Consider the following 17,203-nt stretch of genomic DNA (forward strand, 5'->3'; position numbering starts at 1 on the left):
GCTCCTTACTCAATGATGTCAGCACCGCCACGGGAAAGGACGGTGGGATAAATGGCAAAACGCCGCGACGGCAGGAGCCGGTCGCGGCGCGGGGTGTTCAGCGATTGAAACGGGTTTTACTGGATCTGCCCGTGGCAATGCTTGTATTTCTTGCCCGAACCGCAGTAGCACAGTTCGTTGCGGCCCAGCTTCTGCTCGTTGCGAACCGGGGCTGCGGCGGTGGCCAGCGCCACATCGACCTCTTCACCCAGCGCTTCCGGCTGATCCAGGCCAGGCGCTTCGGCGTGTTCGAACTGCATGCGCGCCGCCAGTGCTTCGGCCTCCTGACGCAGACGTTGCTCTTCGGCTTCCGGATCTTCGCGACGCACCTGAACATGCGAGAGCACGCGGATCGAGTCGCGCTTGATCGAATCCAGCAGCTCGGAGAACAGTGTGAACGACTCGCGCTTGTATTCCTGCTTCGGGTTCTTCTGCGCATAGCCGCGCAGGTGAATGCCGTGACGCAGGTGATCCATGGTCGACAAGTGGTCTTTCCACAGATCGTCGAGTACGCGCAGGACAATCTGCTTCTCGAACGAGCGCAGCGCCTCGGCACCGGCCTGATCTTCCTTCTCGTTGTACGCCGCCATCAGCTCGGTCATGAGCTTCTCGCGCAGGGTTTCTTCGTACAGGTGATCGTCTTCGTCGAGCCATTGCTGGATCGGCAGTTTCACGCCGAAATCGCTTTCGATCGACGCTTCCAGACCGGCCACATCCCACTGCTCTGGCAGTGATTGCGGCGGAATGTGCGCGCTGACGGTAGCGTTGAGCACGTCCTGACGGAAATCGGCGATGGTTTCACCGATGTTGTCAGCGGCCAGCAACGTGTTACGCATGTGATAGATCACTTTACGCTGTTCGTTGTTGACGTCGTCGAACTCGAGCAGTTGCTTGCGGATGTCGAAGTTGCGGCCTTCAACCTTGCGCTGCGCCTTCTCGATCGCGTTGGTCACCATACGGTGCTCGATCGCTTCGCCCGGCTGCATGCCCAGGGCTTTCATGAAGTTCTTCACCCGGTCGGAGGCGAAGATGCGCATCAGGCTGTCTTCCAGCGACAGGTAGAAGCGGCTCGAACCGGCATCGCCCTGACGGCCGGCACGGCCACGCAGCTGGTTGTCGATACGGCGCGATTCGTGACGCTCGGAAGCAATTACCTGCAAGCCGCCGGATTCCAATACTTGCTGGTGACGCTTCTGCCAGTCGGCCTTGATCTGCGCGATCTGCTCAGGGGTGGGGTTTTCCAGCGAAGCGACTTCCACTTCCCAGTTGCCGCCCAACAGGATGTCGGTACCACGACCGGCCATGTTGGTGGCGATGGTTAGCGCACCCGGACGACCGGCCTGAGCGATGATCTCAGCTTCTTTTTCGTGGAACTTGGCGTTCAGAACCTTGTGTTCGATGCCTTCTTTGACGAGCAATTCGGACATGTGCTCGGACGTCTCGATGGTCGCGGTACCCACCAGCACCGGACGACCGGCGGCCATGCTTTCCTTGATGTCCGCGACGATCGCCGCGTATTTCTCTTCGGCGGTGAGGAACACCAGGTCGTTGTAGTCTTTACGCGCCAACGGTTTGTTCGGCGGAATGACCATGACTTCCAGACCATAGATCTGGTGGAATTCGAACGCCTCGGTGTCGGCGGTACCGGTCATGCCGGACAGCTTGGTGTACAGACGGAAGTAGTTCTGGAAGGTGGTCGAGGCCAGGGTCTGGCTCTCGGCCTGAATGTTCAGACCTTCCTTGGCTTCGATGGCCTGGTGCAGGCCTTCGGACAGACGACGACCCGGCATGGTACGACCGGTGTGTTCGTCGACCAGTACGACCTGACCGTCCTGCACGATGTATTCAATGTTGCGATTGAACAGCTTGTGCGCACGCAGACCGGCGTAGACGTGGGTCAGCAGGCCAAGGTTGTGCGCCGAGTACAGGCTCTCGCCTTCGGCCAGCAGGCCGACGCGGGTGAGCATTTCTTCGATGAACTGGTGACCGGCTTCGTTGAGTTCGACCTGACGGGTCTTTTCGTCAACGGTGTAGTGACCGGCCTTGGTGACCTGGCCTTCGACTTCCTCGACGTGCAGTTCCAGCTGCGGGATCAGTTTGTTGATCTCCATGTACAGCTTGGAGCTGTCCTCGGCCTGACCGGAAATGATCAGCGGGGTACGCGCTTCGTCGATGAGGATGGAGTCGACTTCGTCGATCACGGCAAAGTTGAGTTCGCGCTGGAATTTTTCATCCATGCTGAACGCCATGTTGTCGCGCAGGTAGTCGAAACCGAATTCGTTGTTGGTGCCGTAGGTGATGTCGGCGGCGTAGGCGGCACGCTTTTCTTCCGGCGGCTGGAACGGCGTCACGACGCCGACGGTCAGGCCGAGGAATTCATACAGCGGGCGCATCCAGTTGGCGTCACGGCGGGCCAGGTAGTCGTTCACGGTCACAACGTGCACGCCCTTGCCGGACAGTGCGTTGAGGTAAACACCCAGGGTGGCCACGAGGGTCTTGCCCTCACCGGTGCGCATTTCGGCAATCTTGCCTTCGTGCAGAGTCATGCCGCCGACGAGTTGTACGTCGAAGTGGCGCATGCCCATCACACGCTTGCCGGCCTCGCGGGCGACGGCAAAGGCTTCCGGCAACAGCTTGTCGAGGGTTTCCCCTTTGGCGATACGGGCCTTGAACTCGGCGGTCTTGGCGCGCAATTGATCGTCCGAAAGGGCCACCATTTGCTCTTCGAAGGCATTGACGAGCTGCACCGTCTTGAGCATGCGTTTGACTTCACGCTCGTTCTTGCTTCCAAAAAGTTTCTTTAACAAAGGCGCAAACATATCGGCAGGATCTTCCACACTAAAGGGATGGAGGGCGGCCCCGTGAGTCGCCCGTGCAGCCCTCATGGCCGCATGCGAACGAGCATTCTACCCGGAAACGGTGGTGAGGAAAGTGGCGATGTTCCACGATGCTGGCACTGCGCTTTGACGGGGCTCACTTAAAATAGGGGCGTTTTGCTCAACTTCAACCCGTCGGGGGAAAGAAGTCAGGCGTTGATTTAATGAGCAAATCAGGGACAAAAGCAATGGCCCAGAGGTTCCGCAGCTTTCTGCTACCATGGCGCCTCTGTGACTTTCAGGTGTTCGATCATGGCGTTTCGCCCTCTCACGGCCAGAGCACCCGCCGTTCTGTTACGTGAAGCCAAACCGCTCAAAGCCATCCTCGGCCATGCCCAGCGCCTGGAGCATTTGCAGCGTCTGCTCGAAAGCCAGCTGCAACCGGCTGCCCGCGAGCATTGCCGGGTGGCCAAGTGGCGCGAAGGCGAGCTGTCACTGGTGGTCACTGACGGCCATTGGGCGACGCGCCTGCGCTATCAGCAGAAACGCCTGCAACGGCAACTGCAACTGTTCGAAGAGTTCGCCAACCTGACGCGGATCAAATTCAGCGTGCGCCCGCCGATCGTGCAGCATCGGGCGGTTGGGCACACCATGGATCTGTCGAGCAGTGCGGCAGAGACGATTCAGTCGACGGCCGACGGGATCAGCGATCCGGGATTGCGCGCGGCGCTGGAGCGGCTGGCGGCGCATGCCAAAAGCAAGACCTGACCGTGCACACCATTCCGTGTGGGAGCGAGCCTGCTCGCGAAGAGGCCGTGTCAGACGACATTGATGTTGAATGACACAGCGCTTTCGCGAGCAGGCTCGCTCCCACAGTTTTGATCTTCGATTCGCCTGAGATCAGCGGCGCTTGCTGCCACCCAATAAAGAGCCCATCAACCCGCGCACCAACTGCTTGCCAAGGTTATTGGCCGCCTGGCGCATCGCCGATTTCAGCGCCTGCCCTGCCGCCGTGCCGAGGAATTCGCCAGCGCGGTCAGCCAGGCTCGGCTCTTCGGCCGCAGCTTTGCCCGCTGGTGTTTCAGCCTCGGGCGCCAGCCCTTTGCGTCCCATCAGGATTTCATAGGCCGATTCGCGATCGATCGGCTTGTCATAACGGCCCTTGAACGGCGAGCCGGCGATCAGCACGGTGCGCTCGGTTTCAGTCAGCGGGCCGATCCGCGATTGCGGCGGCGCCACCAACACACGCTGGACCATTTCCGGCGTGCCCTTCTCGGTCAGCGTTCCCACCAGCGCCTCGCCGATTCCCAGTTCGGTCAGCACCGACAGACTGTCGAACGCCGGATTCGGCCGAAAGCCATCCGCCACGGCGCGCAGGGATTTCTGCTCTTTGGCGGTGAACGCACGCAGACCGTGTTGAATGCGCAAGCCCAACTGCGCCAGCACGTCATCCGGCAAGTCCGCTGGCGACTGGGTGACGAAATACACGCCAACGCCTTTGGAACGAATCAAGCGCACCACTTGCTCAAGCCGTTCCTGCAGAGCTTTGGGCGTGTCGCCGAACAGTAAGTGCGCCTCGTCGAAAAACAGCGCCAGCAGCGGTTTGTCGGCGTCGCCGCGCTCCGGCAGTTGCTCGAACAACTCGGCCAGCAGCCACAGCAGGAACGTTGCGTAAACCTTCGGCGCCTCGTGCACCAGCCGACTGGCATCGAGCAGATGGATACGTCCACGGCCATCGGCGCCCGGTTGCAGAATGTCTTCGAGTTGCAGCGCCGGCTCGCCGAACAGGGCTTCGGCGCCCTGCTGTTCCAGCGTCGCCAAGCGGCGCAGCAGCGCCTGGCTGGAACCGGTGGTCATCAGCGCGGCGTCTTCGCCGAGCAACTGTGGATTGTCCTTGAGGTGATTGAGCAGCGCTTTCAGATCCTTGAGATCCAGCAGCAACAGCCCTTCGCGATCCGCCACCTTGAAGGCCGCGTACAGCGCCGACTGCTGACTGTCGGTCAGCTCGAGCAAGCTGCCGATCAGCAACGGGCCCATTTCGCTCAACGTGGTGCGCAGCGGATGTCCGGATTCACCGTGGATGTCCCACAGCGTGACGGGATAAGCCTGGGGCGTGTGACCGAGCCAGGGCATGCCGGCGATGCGCTCGGCCACTTTGCCCTGCGGGTTGCCGGCAGCACCGAGGCCGCACAGGTCGCCCTTGATGTCGGCGGCGAACACCGCCACACCGGCATCGCTGAATGCTTCGGCCAAGCGCTGCAACGTCACGGTTTTACCGGTGCCGGTGGCGCCGGCGATCAGGCCGTGGCGGTTGGCCAGGCGCATGGCCTGAGCGATGGGTTGCGCGGCCGGATCAGCGCCGATAACGAGTTGCGAGGAGTCAGGCATTTTCTCACCCAATGGTTAATCTTTGATGACACATGGCCGATACATAAATTGGACAGACCCGCCAGAAAACCGGGTCGGACATTTCCCTAAGGAGAGCCGGAAATATCAATTTTTCAACCTTGCCCATAGTGCGCGTCTCTATCAAAGCACGCCCAGGACATTAAGACCTTAGCGGAACCCCAAGCCATGAACAAAAACCTGCGCTTCAGCCATAAGATTTTGCTTGCCGCCGCTCTCATCGTCATTGCCGCTTTTGCCTCGTTCACGTTGTACAACGACTGGCTGCAGCGCAATGCGATCCGCGATGATCTGAACAACTACCTCAATGAAATGGGCGAGGTCACCGCCGGCAACATCCAGACCTGGCTCAGCGGGCGCATTCTGCTGATCGAGAACGCCGCGCAGAACATCGCCATCAACCCGGAACCTGCCACGGTCGCCAGCCTGCTGGAACAGAAAAGCCTGACCTCGACGTTCATGGCCACCTACCTGGGCGATGCCACCGGGCATTTCACCATCCGCCCGGACGTGAAGATGCCGGACGGTTTCGATCCGCGTGTGCGCCCTTGGTATAAAGGTGCCGAAAGCAGCAGCACCTCGACCCTGACCGAACCCTACATCGATGCGGCCACCGGCCAGTTGATCATTTCCATCGCCACCGCGTCGAAAAAGGCCGGGCAGAGCGTCGGCGTGGTCGGCGGCGACCTCAGCCTGCAATCGCTGATCGACACCCTCGCCGCGCGGGATTTCGACGGGATGGGCTATGCGTTTCTGATCAGCGCCGACGGCAAGATCCTCGTCCACCCGGACAAGGCCCTGGTAATGAAGTCGCTCAAAGAAGCCTACCCACAAGACACGCCGCGCATCAGCAGCGATTTCAGCGAAGTGACAGTTGATGGCAAAACCCGCATCGTCACCTTCGCTCCGATCAAAGGCCTGCCGTCGGTGAACTGGTACATCGGTCTGTCGATCGATAAAGACCAGGCCTACGCGATGCTCAGCGAATTCCGCACCTCAGCGGTAATCGCAACCATCATTGCCGTGGTAATCATCATTGCCCTGCTCGGCATGCTCATCCGCCTGCTGATCCAGCCGCTGCACGTGATGACCCGCGCCATGGAAGACATCGCCGACGGCGAAGGCGACCTGACCAAACGCCTGAACATCATCAATAACGATGAATTCGGCATCCTCGGCACCGCATTCAACCGCTTCGTCGAGCGTATTCACGGTTCGATCCGCGAAGTGTCCTCGGCCACCGGCCAGGTCAACGAGGTCGCCCTGCGCGTGGTCGCTGCGTCGAACTCGTCGATGTACAACTCCGACCAGCAAGCCTCGCGCACCAGCAGCGTTGCTGCCGCGATCAATCAGCTCGGCGCCGCCGCCCAGGAAATCGCCCGCAACGCCGCGCAAGCGTCGAATCAGGCCAGCGACGCCCGGGGTCTGGCCGAAGATGGCCAGCAAGTGGTGGAGCGCAGCATCAAAGCGATGAACCAGCTGTCGAGCATGCTCAGCGCGTCGAGCACCAACATCGAGTCGCTGAACAGCAAGACCGTCAACATCGGCCAGATTCTCGAAGTGATCACCAGCATTTCCCAGCAGACCAACCTGTTGGCGCTGAACGCGGCGATCGAAGCGGCACGCGCCGGTGAGGCCGGTCGTGGGTTCGCCGTGGTGGCCGACGAAGTGCGCAACCTCGCGCACCGCACTCAGGAATCGGCACAACAGGTGCAGACCATGATCGAGGAGCTGCAAGTCGGCGCCCGGGAATCGGTGAGCACCATGAGCGACAGCCAGCGCCACAGCCAGGACAGCGTCGAGATCGCCAACCTCGCTGGCGAACGCCTGAACAGCGTGACCTTGCGCATTGGCGAGATCGACGGGATGAACCAGTCGGTGGCGACCGCGACCGAAGAACAAACCGCTGTGGTCGAGTCGATCAATGTCGATATCACCGAGATCAACACGCTGAACCAGGAAGGCGTGGAAAACCTGCAAGCGACGTTGCGCGCTTGTTCGGATCTGGAGCAGCAGGCTTCGCGTCTCAAACAGTTGGTTGGCAGCTTCAGGATTTAAGCTGCGGCGACTGGCCACTTCGCGAGCAGGCTCGCTCCCACAGGGAAAATGCATTCCATTGTGGGAGCGAGCCTGCTCGCGAATATCTACCTTTAAACAAAACCAGACTGACACCCCACCGCGCAATCCCGACCGAACATCTATTCTGGATAAAGGTCAATCAAGGGAGAACAACACAGCGGAGGGTTGCTCACCGTGCATATCGCCGACATCACCATGTTCTACGCCCCGGCCAGCGGAGGCGTGCGGACTTATCTGGATGCCAAACACCGTCGCCTTGGCGAGCGCAACGCCATTCGCCACAGCCTGCTGATCCCCGGCGCGAGACTGGGTGAACATGACGGCATTTATACCGTTCCAGCGCCCGCCCTGCCCTTTGGCAAAGGCTATCGCTTCCCGCTGCGGCTGGCGCCATGGCGAAACGTCCTGCAGGATCTGCAGCCGGATCTGATCGAAGTCGGCGATCCTTACCTCACCGCGTGGGCAGCGCTGGACGCGCGGCGGCAGCTGGACGTTCCGGTGATCGGCTTTTATCACTCGGATCTGCCGCTGCTGGCGGGCAATCGCATGGGCCATTGGGTCACACCGAATGTCGAGGCTTATGTCACGCGTCTCTACGGCAATTTCGACCGCGTTCTCGCGCCGAGCCAGGTCATGGCCGACAAGCTCATCGGGCTTGGTGTACGCAATGTCCATGTGCAACCGCTGGGCGTGGATCTGCACACCTTCCATCCCGACGCCCGCGACCCCGGGCTGCGGGCCGAGCTGGGCATTGCCGAAGACACGCGCCTGCTGATCTTTGCCGGGCGCGGTTCCAAGGAGAAAAACCTGCCGGTGCTGCTCAAGTGCATGCAACGCCTCGGTCCGCGCTATCACTTGTTGTTGGTCGGCTCGTCGATGCCTGCGGCGGTGCCGGACAACGTCAGCGTTATCGACGAATTCTGCCCGGCGCCAAAAGTCGCGCGGCTGATGGCCAGCGCCGATGCGCTGCTGCATGCCGGCGACCAGGAAACCTTCGGCCTGGTCATCCTTGAGGCCATGGCCTGCGGCATTCCCGTGGTGGCGGTGGCGGCCGGGGCGTTTGAAGAGATCGTCAACGATTCCTGCGGCCTGCTCTGTGCGCCGAACAATCCGCAGGCCATGGCCAATGCCGTGCGCGAGCTGTTCAGTCGCGGCTGCGCCCGCCTCGGTCAACAGGCGCGCCAGCACGTCGAACGGCATTATGCCTGGGACACCGTGGTCGACAGCCTGCTCAGCCACTATCACGCCGTGCTCGGCCATACGCTGCCACGGGTGGCCAATGGTTGAAGAAATGAAAGCTGTTTGCCTGGTGTTGCATGATGTGGCGCCCTCGACGTGGGCGGATTACCAGCCCTTCGTCGAGGCTGTCGATGCCTTGGGTGATGTGCCGATGACGTGGCTGGTGGTGCCGGATTTCCATCGCCACGATGCGCTTGACGCCAACCCGGCGTTTCGCCGAGTGCTCGATGCCAGGGTCGCCCGAGGCGATGAACTGGCGCTGCACGGCTACTACCACGACGATCAGGAACCCATGCCAAACACCCCGCGCGACTGGTTCATGCGCCGGGTCTACACCCACGAAGGCGAGTTCTATCGCCTGTCCCGCGAAGCAGCCCTTGCCCGCCTACACGCAGGTCTGGACATGTTTCAGCGCTACGACTGGCCGGTGCAGGGTTTCGTCGCCCCGGCCTGGCTGATGAGCGACGGCACCCGCCAGGCCTTGCGCGAATTACCGCTCAGCTACACCAGCGATCCGCAGCATCTTTATCGCTTGCCCGACTTCAGCGCCATCGATGCACCGGGGCTGGTGTGGAGTGCGCGCAGTGCCTGGCGTCGTGGCTTGTCGAAAATCGTCAGCGACCAGCGTGAACAGCGCTGGCGCGAGGCATCGGTGATTCGTCTGGGCCTGCATCCGGTGGACATGCGTCACCGGTTTTCTCGCGATTATTGGTTGCACACGCTGCAACGCCTGCTGGCGGAGGGACGCGTGCCGCTGACCAAAATCGACTGGCTGACCCGACAGCGCGGACAACTGGAACGCGCAGCATGAAGCGCAGCCTGTTGTTGCTGATCGGCCTGCTGGCGGCGGTGCTGATTCCGGTACTGCTCGGCGGCGGCGAGACGTGGTCGCGCCTGCGCAGTTTTCCGCTGCACTGGCTGTTGATCATGTTCGGCATGATTCTGCTCTGCTGGGGCATCAATACGCTGCGCTTGCGTTTGTTGCTCGGCGACCAGCGAGAAAAAGTCGCGCCCTTGAAAAGCCTCGGCGTGGTGATGGCGGCCGAGTTCGCGTATTGCGCCACGCCCGGCGGCAGCGGCGGGCCGCTGACGATCATGGCTCTGCTCGCCCGTTGCGGCGTGCGTCCGGCGCGAGGCAGCGCAGTGTTTGCCATGGATCAGCTCAGCGATCTGCTGTTCTTTCTCTGCGCCCTCAGCGGGATTCTGATCTATGCGCTGTTCCAGCACCTGAGCGATCGCCTCGAGTGGCTGCTGACCGTCAGCGCCGTTTCGCTGTTTGGGGGTTTGTTGAGTTGCGTGTTGATCGCGCGTTATCACCGAGCGTTGATTCGCCTGAGCGGGCGGCTGTTGGCGGGGATGAACATCACGACAAGTACTCGCCGTCGCTGGGCGCGCAAGTTGCTGCACTTTCTCGCAGCGTTTACCGATACCTTGAAGTTGCCCTGGCAGACGCTGGTTCAGGTGTTCGCCCTGACCTGCGTGCACTGGCTGCTGCGCTACAGCGTGCTGTATCTGGCCCTGCGCGGGCTCGGCGCGGATTTGCAGTGGGCGTGGAGCTTTCTGGTGCAGATGCTCTCGCTTGGCGCCGGCCAGTTCAGTCTGTTACCCGGCGGTGCCGGTGCGGCAGAGCTGACCTCGGCTGCGCTGCTCGCGCCGATGGTGGGCAAATCCACCGCAGCGGCGGCGATCCTGATCTGGCGCGTGGTGACGTATTACTTCTATCTGCTGGTTGGCGGCCCGGTGTTCGTGTTGATGCTCGGCAAGCCGTTGCTGAAGAAGTTGATGAACGTCAGGCAGGCTTCTTAGGTTCGTCCTGCTCTTGCTGGAGCTGCTCCCAAAGTTCGGCGGCACCGGGGAATTCGGTGCCGTCGTCCGGGCTCATGTCATCCGGGTCGTAACGACTCAGGCAACCCTCGCCGAGGGTGGCGGGCGCTTTTGAAGTGGCTTTGTCCAGTGGATCGTTCATGGCTTTCCTCGGGCTCAAATGACAAGGGCCTGAGCGATTCAACGCCCAGGCCCTTGGTTTTTCAAGCGTGGCGTGCTCGATCAGAACACAACTGTCTTGTTGCCATGCACCAGCACGCGGTCTTCCAGGTGATAACGCAGACCACGGGCCAGCACCATCTTCTCGACGTCACGGCCGAAACGCACCATGTCTTCGATGCTGTCGCTGTGGCTGACACGCACCACGTCCTGCTCGATGATCGGGCCGGCGTCCAGCTCTTCAGTGACATAGTGGCAGGTCGCGCCGATCAGCTTCACACCACGCAGCGACGCCTGATGATACGGCTTGGCGCCGACGAACGATGGCAGGAAGCTGTGGTGAATGTTGATGACTTTGTGCGCGTATTCGCGGCACATGTCCGGCGGCAGGATCTGCATGTAGCGCGCCAGCACCACCACTTCGGCGTCGTGCTGTTTGACCAGCCGCGACACTTCGTCGAATGCCGGCTGCTTGTCCTGCGGATTGACCGGCACGTGGTAGTAAGGGATGCCGTGCCACTCGACCATGCTGCGCAGGTCGTCATGGTTGGAGATCACGCAGGCGATTTCGCAATCCAGTTCATCGCTGTGCCAGCGGTGCAGCAGGTCGGCCAGGCAGTGGGATTCGCGGCTGGCCATCAGCACCACGCGTTTTTTCTGTTCGGTGTCGGTGATGCGCCAGTCCATCGAGAACTCTTCGGCGATCGGCGCGAACTTCTCGCGCAATTCTTCAATACCGAACGGCAGGGAATCGGCACGGATTTCGTGACGCATGAAGAACCAGCCCACTTGATTGTCAGAGTGGTGGCTCGCTTCGGTGATCCAGCCATTATGAGAGGCCAGAAAATTACTGACTTTGGCAACGATGCCAACGCGGTCCGGGCAAGAGATCACCAGCCGAAAAGTGCGCATGAGGGGGAAACTCCAGAACTTCACAAAGGCCGCCATTCTAGCGACTGCGCAGGAAAACTGCAGTACGCATACGCGCCGGATGGGACAAAGCATGGTCAAACGGCTTTTTGGCGCAGGTCTTCCGTCAAGACCGTGACGCTTTAGCGAGGCTTTTGTCAGACAACTGTAAATATCTGTGCTGACTGCATCACATTATTTAACGGAACATTCAAATCGCGGCTAATTCCTGTAACTCATTTAAATAAAAAGCCGATCTAAATGTTTACTTGATGAAACAGCCTGACTATTATTGCGGCACTGTCCCCTGTCATTCAGCATTCTACAAAAGGTAGTACTCATGTCCTTGATCAACGAATATCGCGCCACCGAAGAAGCCATCAAAGAGCTGCAAGCCCGTCTGAAGAACCTGTCCGAAGACGACAAACTGCAAGCCGAACTGGAATTCGAAGGCAAACTGCGCACGCTGATGGGTGAATACTCCAAGTCCCTGCGTGACATCATCGCGCTGCTGGATCCAGAAGCCAAATCCAAGGCTCCACGCGGCGGCGCAGTGAAAACTACCGGCACCAAGCGTGCACGCAAAGTTAAGCAATACAAAAACCCGCACAACGGTGAAGTCATCGAAACCAAAGGTGGCAACCACAAGACTCTGAAAGAGTGGAAAGCCAAGTGGGGCGGCGACGTGGTTGAAGGCTGGGCTACCCTGCTGGGCTAAGCCGCAACACCTTCGCAGAGCGATCCGCGAACAAAAGAACGCCAGCTAGCGCTGGCGTTTTTTTATGCCCGCAGATTAATTACGGGTATGTTCGATTTCACAGATTCAAACGTTTGCGTAATGCCTGGACATAATTCTGCCAGTCATTGAGTACCTCTCGCTGCATTGGCGTCGCACTAAGCGACCATTGCTCTGCCGCCTCGATAAATGACTGCACGGTATTCGGCGCACCTGCCTCAGGTTGCGTAAGGCGCTGCTGACAAAATAATTTCCAGCGCTCTTGCTCGGCCACGTCCAGGGTGTCCGGAAAGTTGCGTGCTCGATATCGAAAAAGTAATTCAGGCAAACGTTCATCATCGAAAGGCCACTGCTCTTGCGCCAACTGCGCAGGATCCGCCGTTCGAACTTGTTCGCATAAACGACGATCACGATCACCGATAAATCCATCGTACAACTGCTGCTCGGGATCTTCGCTGGGAGTGAAATCTTCGCTGGCATAAATCGCCGCGACTTTATCTTTCCAGACTTGTTGTGCGTCAGTTAGTCGCACTGCCCGCTCATGATAAAGCGCCATGTCCAGCCCAAGGCGCTGCTGGTCTTGTGCGCGCAATACCGCCAGCGGCGCTACAACAGGGCAGCGATTGATATGAATCAGCTTGAGCGGTACCGGTAACTCACCTTCGACCAACTCATCGCGACGGGTATAAAGACGCTGACGCAGGGCTTGCGCATCAAGGTCCAGCAACCCCTGCGGATCAAGATGCAGATCACAGACGATCAAGGCGTTGCGATTCTTCGGGTGCCAAGCCAGCGGCAACACCACGCCGACATAACTGCGCGCCGCCGAGAAACGCCCGGACACGTGCACCAGTGGCTGCAACAGGCGGATCTGATCCATCACCTTCTGTTTGCTGCGCAACTGGAACAGCCACTCGTAGAGCTTGGGTTGTTTCTCGCGAATCAGCCGCGCCAGTGCGATGGTGGCGCGCACATCCGACAGCGCCTCGTGGGCGTGCCCATGATCGATATTGTTGGCCGCCGTCAGGCGTTCGAGCTTGAGGGTCACGCGGCCTTCATCATCGGTCGGCCAGACCAGACCATCGGGGCGCAATGCGTAAGCGGCGCGCACCACATCAATCAGATCCCAGCGACTGTTGCCGCCCTGCCATTCACGGGCATAGGGGTCGAAGAAATTGCGATACAGGCTGTAGCGGGTCATCTCGTCGTCGAAACGCAAGGTGTTGTAACCGGCGCCACAGGTCCCCGGTGCGGCCAGTTGCGCATGTACGCGAGTCATGAAGTCGGCTTCGCTCAGGCCTTTTTCAGCGAGCTGGCCCGGGGTGATGCCGGTGATCGCGCACGCCGCCGGGTGCGGCAGGATGTCCTCGCTGGGCTGGCAATAGAGATTGACCGGCTCGTCGATTTCGTTGAGCGCATGGTCGGTGCGAATCCCGGCCACCTGCAGCGGTCGGTCGTTGCGCGGATTGATGCCAGTGGTTTCGTAGTCGTACCAGAAGATTGAAGTCACGGGCGAATCCTGAACAGAAGATCGGCGAAGTCTAGGCGTTTCAGGGTTGCCACGGCCAGCCTGGTCGCCCTCGAACAGCAATTTCTCCAGATTCCTACAACTGGAATGCATTGCCTTTGTGGGAGCGAGCCTGCTCGCGAAGGCTTTCCGTCAGTTGCCCACAGGCTGACTGACCCACCACATTCGCGAGCAGGCTCGCTCCCACACCCGAGAGGCTGCTAGCATCAGGCGCACTTGCCCCCCGAACAGGCGAACATCAGGTAGCCCATGCTCGAGCCCACAGCACCGCGAAGGAAAGCACCGCTGGATACGCGCCATCAGGTCGAAACGCCGGAAGGCATCGACCTGCCACTGCGCCCCGCCGGGTTGATGGTGCGCGCCGTGGCGTTTGCCATTGATCTGGGCATTCGCGGCTTGATCCTCGGTGTGCTGTTTATCGCACTGGCGTTTCTCGGCAAGCTCGGCATGGGCCTCGGTTCCTTGCTGCTGTTTGCCATCAGCTGGTGGTACATGGTGCTGTTCGAGGTGCTGCGTCAGGGCCGTTCGCCGGGTAAGCAATGGCTGGGTTTGCGCGTGGTGCACGATGACGGCACGCCGATCGGCTGGTCGGCCTCGCTATTGCGCAACCTGCTGCGCTTTGTCGATCTACTGCCCTTCGGCTATTTCCTCGGTGCGCTCAGTTGCCTGCAACACCCGACCTTCAAACGCCTCGGCGACATTGCCGCCGGCACCTTGGTGGTTTACAGCGAACGCCCGCTGAGCCGCCCGCAACTGCCTGACGCTGAACCTCGCCGCAGCCCCGTTCCGCTGACCTTGAGCGAACAACGCGCGGTGCTCGGTTTCGCCGAGCGTCAGGCTGAACTGTCACCCGCACGGGTCAACGAGCTGGCGGCATTGCTGGCGCAGCCGCTGCACATCTCTGCGCCCAAAGCCGTGTCTGAACTCAACGGCATCGCGCGCGGCCTGTTGGGGCCGAGCGCATGAAGCAGAGCCTGTTCGAAAGTCGCCACAAGGCCGAATGGGAGCGCTTCGCCGTGGCGCTCGAACGCCTCGAACAAGGCAAGGAGACAGCGCAAGTCAGCGATTTCCCCAAGGCCTATCGACGTCTCTGCCAACATCTGGCTCTGGCCCAGGCGCGCGGCTACAGCAGCTTTCTGATCGATTCGTTGCAACAACAAGTACTGCGCGGCCATCAACAGCTCTATCGGCATCGCAGTCGGCTCGGGGCGCAAATCATCAGCTTTATCCTCGCCGACTTCCCGCGACTGGTGCGCGAACAATGGCGCTTCGTTGCGGCCGCCAGCCTGTTGTTCTTCGGCAGCCTGATCGGTTTCGGCGTGCTGGTTTATCTGTTCCCGGAACTGATCTACAACCTGATCCCGGCCGAGCAGGTGCGCGAGATGCAAGGCATGTACGACCCCGTTGCCGGCCACCTCGGCCGCTCGGCCGAACGGGCGGCCAGCGAAGACTGGGTGATGTTCGGCTATTACGTCATGCACAACACAGGCATCGCCTTTCAGACGTTCGCCAGCGGTTTGCTGATGGGCGTGGGCAGCGGTTTTTTCCTGCTTTACAACGGCATGATCATCGGCGCGGTGGCCGGGCATCTCAGCGAGATCGGTTTCGGCCAGACCTTCTGGTCGTTCGTGATCGGTCACGGTGCGTTCGAACTGAGCGCCATTGCCCTCGCCGGCGCGGCGGGCCTCAAGCTGGGCTGGGCGCTCATCGCCCCCGGACGTCTGACATGGGGCGAGGCGCTGCGCTTGGCGGCGCGCAAAAGTGTGTTGCTGGTGTGTGGGGCCATGCTGTTCCTGTTGATCGCAGCATTTATCGAGGCTTATTGGTCGTCGAAAATCAGTGTCACGCCGCTGACCAAATACGCCGTCGGCGCCGCGCTGTGGCTGGCCGTCGCGGTTTATCTGTCGTTGGCCGGAAGGATTCGTCATGCGCCTGAGTGACGCCAGCGTAGTGATCCGCCCGCGCACGACCTGGGAAGCCATGGACCTGGGCGTGTTGATGAGCCAGCAGCATCGCCGGTTGTTGATGACCAGTTGGGCGATCGTCACCCTGCCGCTGTTCGCCCTGCTCAGCCTGTTGCTGTGGGATTGGCCATCACTGGCGGTGTTCATTTTCTGGTGGCTGAAACCGGCTTACGAACGCCTGCCGCTGTACATCCTCTCCAAAGCGCTGTTCGGTGAAACGCCAACCCTCAGACAAGCCTTGCGCGAGTGGCCGCGCCTGCTCAAGCCGCAACTGCTGGCCAGTCTGACCTGGCGACGGCTGAGTCTGAGTCGCAGCTTTGTGCTGCCAGTGACCCAACTCGAAGGGCTCGACGGCGAGGCCAGACAACAACGTCTGCAGGTGCTGCTGCAACGCAACGGCGGCGCCGCGCAATGGCTGACGATTATCGGCGTGCATCTGGAAACCGCACTGTGGATCGGCTTGATGCTGCTGTTCTACATGCTCTTGCCGCAGCAGATCGAAACCGACTGGGACTGGCAATCGCTGCTGCTTGCCGCCGATCAGGACTGGCGCTCGCTGGAGCACCTGACCAACGTTTTTTATGCGCTGATCCTGGTGGCCTGGGGACCGGTTTATGTCGCCTGCGGCTTCAGCCTGTACCTGAACCGTCGCACGCAACTGGAAGCCTGGGACATCGAGCTGGTTTTCCGCCGTTTACGCCAGCGCTTGAACAACGGCGTGCTCGGCGTGTTGCTGGCGGCGTGTCTGCTGCTGCCGAACCTGCAACCGGTATGGGCCAGCGATGCGCCGGATGCTCCACGGTTGCTCAATCAGCCGCTGACCAGTCAGGCATCGCGCGACAGCATCCAGTCGCTGCTCGAACAACCGCCGTTCAAGAACAAGGAAAGCGTCACCCGCTATCGCTTCGGAGACGACCCGGCAAGCCCGGCCAAGGACGCGCAACCGGGTGAGGCTCCGCAGTGGCTGAAAACCCTTCTCGGTTGGCTCGACAGTCGACACCTTGATGCCTTGGCGAACGTGATTGAGGTGCTGTTGTGGGGCGCGCTGGTTGCCGCGCTGGGCTGGCTGGTCTGGCGTTATCGCGAATTTCTCCGGGCCTTCGTCAGTCGTCGCCCGCACCTGCCCTCGCGCAGCAAACCACCGGCGCCGCCACACGTCTTCGGGCTGGATCTGAACCGTGAAACCCTTCCCGATGACATCGCCGCCAGTGCCGAACAATTGTGGCTGAGCGAACCTCGCGCCGCGCTGGGCCTGCTCTATCGCGGCCTGCTCAGCCATCTGCTGCATGATTTCGACCTGACGCTCAAAGCCGCCGACACCGAGAGCCAGATCCTCAACCGCATCGAGCAATTGCAACGCCCGGACCTGCTCGCCTACAGCCGCAACCTCACTGTTCACTGGCAGAACATGGCCTACGGGCACCGACTTCCAGCCGCGCACCTGCAAGCAGAGCTGTGTAACGGCTGGCGTGAATTGTTCAGCAAAGGATCCGGGCATTGAACC

The 17,203-nt window shown here is 60.7% G+C and carries 14 protein-coding genes; 9 read left to right on the forward strand and 5 right to left on the reverse strand.

The window, feature by feature from the left end; all coding sequences use genetic code 11:
- Positions 1-116: 116 nt before the first annotated feature.
- Entirely contained in the window at positions 117-2,858 is a 2,742-nt protein-coding gene (gene secA, locus FEE99_RS25970) for a preprotein translocase subunit SecA (protein ID WP_038861039.1), read from the reverse strand.
- A gap of 309 nt (positions 2,859-3,167) precedes the next feature.
- Here secA and FEE99_RS25975 point away from each other — a divergent pair, with 309 nt between their 5' ends.
- Positions 3,168-3,623, forward strand: a complete 456-nt coding sequence (locus FEE99_RS25975) for a DUF721 domain-containing protein (RefSeq protein ID WP_041479804.1) — start codon at positions 3,168-3,170, stop codon at positions 3,621-3,623.
- Positions 3,624-3,755: 132 nt separating this feature from the next.
- Here FEE99_RS25975 and FEE99_RS25980 read toward each other — a convergent pair whose 3' ends face one another.
- Entirely contained in the window at positions 3,756-5,243 is a 1,488-nt protein-coding gene (locus FEE99_RS25980) for a helicase HerA-like domain-containing protein (protein WP_041480025.1), read from the reverse strand.
- Between the two features lie 186 nt (positions 5,244-5,429).
- Here FEE99_RS25980 and FEE99_RS25985 point away from each other — a divergent pair, with 186 nt between their 5' ends.
- The 4 genes from FEE99_RS25985 (at position 5,430) to FEE99_RS26000 (ending at position 10,385) form a co-directional block, all read left to right on the forward strand.
- Positions 5,430-7,319, forward strand: a complete 1,890-nt coding sequence (locus FEE99_RS25985; RefSeq protein ID WP_041479805.1) for a methyl-accepting chemotaxis protein — start codon at positions 5,430-5,432, stop codon at positions 7,317-7,319.
- 216 nt (positions 7,320-7,535) lie between these two features.
- Entirely contained in the window at positions 7,536-8,627 is a 1,092-nt protein-coding gene (locus FEE99_RS25990; RefSeq protein WP_172834033.1) for a glycosyltransferase family 4 protein, read from the forward strand.
- Positions 8,620-9,390, forward strand: a complete 771-nt coding sequence (locus FEE99_RS25995) for a DUF2334 domain-containing protein (protein WP_041479806.1) — start codon at positions 8,620-8,622, stop codon at positions 9,388-9,390. Before FEE99_RS25990 ends, FEE99_RS25995 begins: the two co-directional genes overlap by 8 nt.
- Positions 9,387-10,385, forward strand: coding sequence for a lysylphosphatidylglycerol synthase transmembrane domain-containing protein (locus FEE99_RS26000; protein WP_041479807.1), 999 nt, complete (start codon positions 9,387-9,389; stop codon positions 10,383-10,385). The genes FEE99_RS25995 and FEE99_RS26000 overlap by 4 nt, the downstream gene beginning before the upstream one ends.
- Here FEE99_RS26000 and FEE99_RS26005 read toward each other — a convergent pair.
- Both FEE99_RS26005 and purU read right to left on the reverse strand, forming a co-directional pair.
- Positions 10,369-10,545 carry a hypothetical protein gene (locus FEE99_RS26005; RefSeq protein ID WP_167351306.1) on the reverse strand — a complete coding sequence of 59 codons (177 nt, stop codon included), beginning with the start codon at positions 10,543-10,545 and terminating at the stop codon, positions 10,369-10,371. The two genes, FEE99_RS26000 and FEE99_RS26005, sit on opposite strands and share 17 nt — an antisense overlap.
- 80 nt (positions 10,546-10,625) lie before the next feature.
- Positions 10,626-11,474, reverse strand: coding sequence for a formyltetrahydrofolate deformylase (gene purU, locus FEE99_RS26010; RefSeq protein ID WP_041479808.1), 849 nt, complete (start codon positions 11,472-11,474; stop codon positions 10,626-10,628).
- 337 nt (positions 11,475-11,811) lie between these two features.
- Between purU and mvaT the strand changes: the two genes are divergently transcribed.
- Positions 11,812-12,189 (forward strand): histone-like nucleoid-structuring protein MvaT, encoded by a 378-nt coding sequence (gene mvaT, locus FEE99_RS26015; RefSeq protein ID WP_016773476.1) that lies wholly within the window; start codon positions 11,812-11,814, stop codon positions 12,187-12,189.
- A 97-nt stretch (positions 12,190-12,286) separates the two neighbouring features.
- On the opposite strand, the gene sbcB is transcribed toward mvaT, so the two are convergent.
- Positions 12,287-13,717: an exodeoxyribonuclease I gene (gene sbcB / locus FEE99_RS26020; RefSeq protein ID WP_041479809.1), complete on the reverse strand. Its 1,431-nt coding sequence runs from the start codon at positions 13,715-13,717 to the stop codon at positions 12,287-12,289.
- 267 nt (positions 13,718-13,984) lie between these two features.
- On the opposite strand from sbcB, the gene FEE99_RS26025 reads away from it, so the two are divergent.
- Genes FEE99_RS26025 through FEE99_RS26035 form a run of 3 tightly spaced genes read left to right on the forward strand, consistent with a single transcriptional unit; the run spans position 13,985 to position 17,200 of the window.
- The gene (locus tag FEE99_RS26025) at positions 13,985-14,701 is read left to right on the forward strand and encodes an RDD family protein (RefSeq protein ID WP_041479810.1); all 717 of its coding nucleotides are present in this window, start codon (positions 13,985-13,987) and stop codon (positions 14,699-14,701) included.
- Positions 14,698-15,675, forward strand: coding sequence for a stage II sporulation protein M (locus tag FEE99_RS26030; protein ID WP_041480027.1), 978 nt, complete (start codon positions 14,698-14,700; stop codon positions 15,673-15,675). The genes FEE99_RS26025 and FEE99_RS26030 overlap by 4 nt, the downstream gene beginning before the upstream one ends.
- Positions 15,662-17,200, forward strand: a complete 1,539-nt coding sequence (locus tag FEE99_RS26035; RefSeq protein WP_041479811.1) for a membrane protein — start codon at positions 15,662-15,664, stop codon at positions 17,198-17,200. The genes FEE99_RS26030 and FEE99_RS26035 overlap by 14 nt, the downstream gene beginning before the upstream one ends.
- The last annotated feature ends 3 nt before the right edge of the window (positions 17,201-17,203 follow it).

It is taken from the genome of Pseudomonas sp. ef1 (assembly GCF_007293365.2).
Taxonomy (GTDB): Bacteria; Pseudomonadota; Gammaproteobacteria; order Pseudomonadales; family Pseudomonadaceae; genus Aquipseudomonas; species Aquipseudomonas siliginis.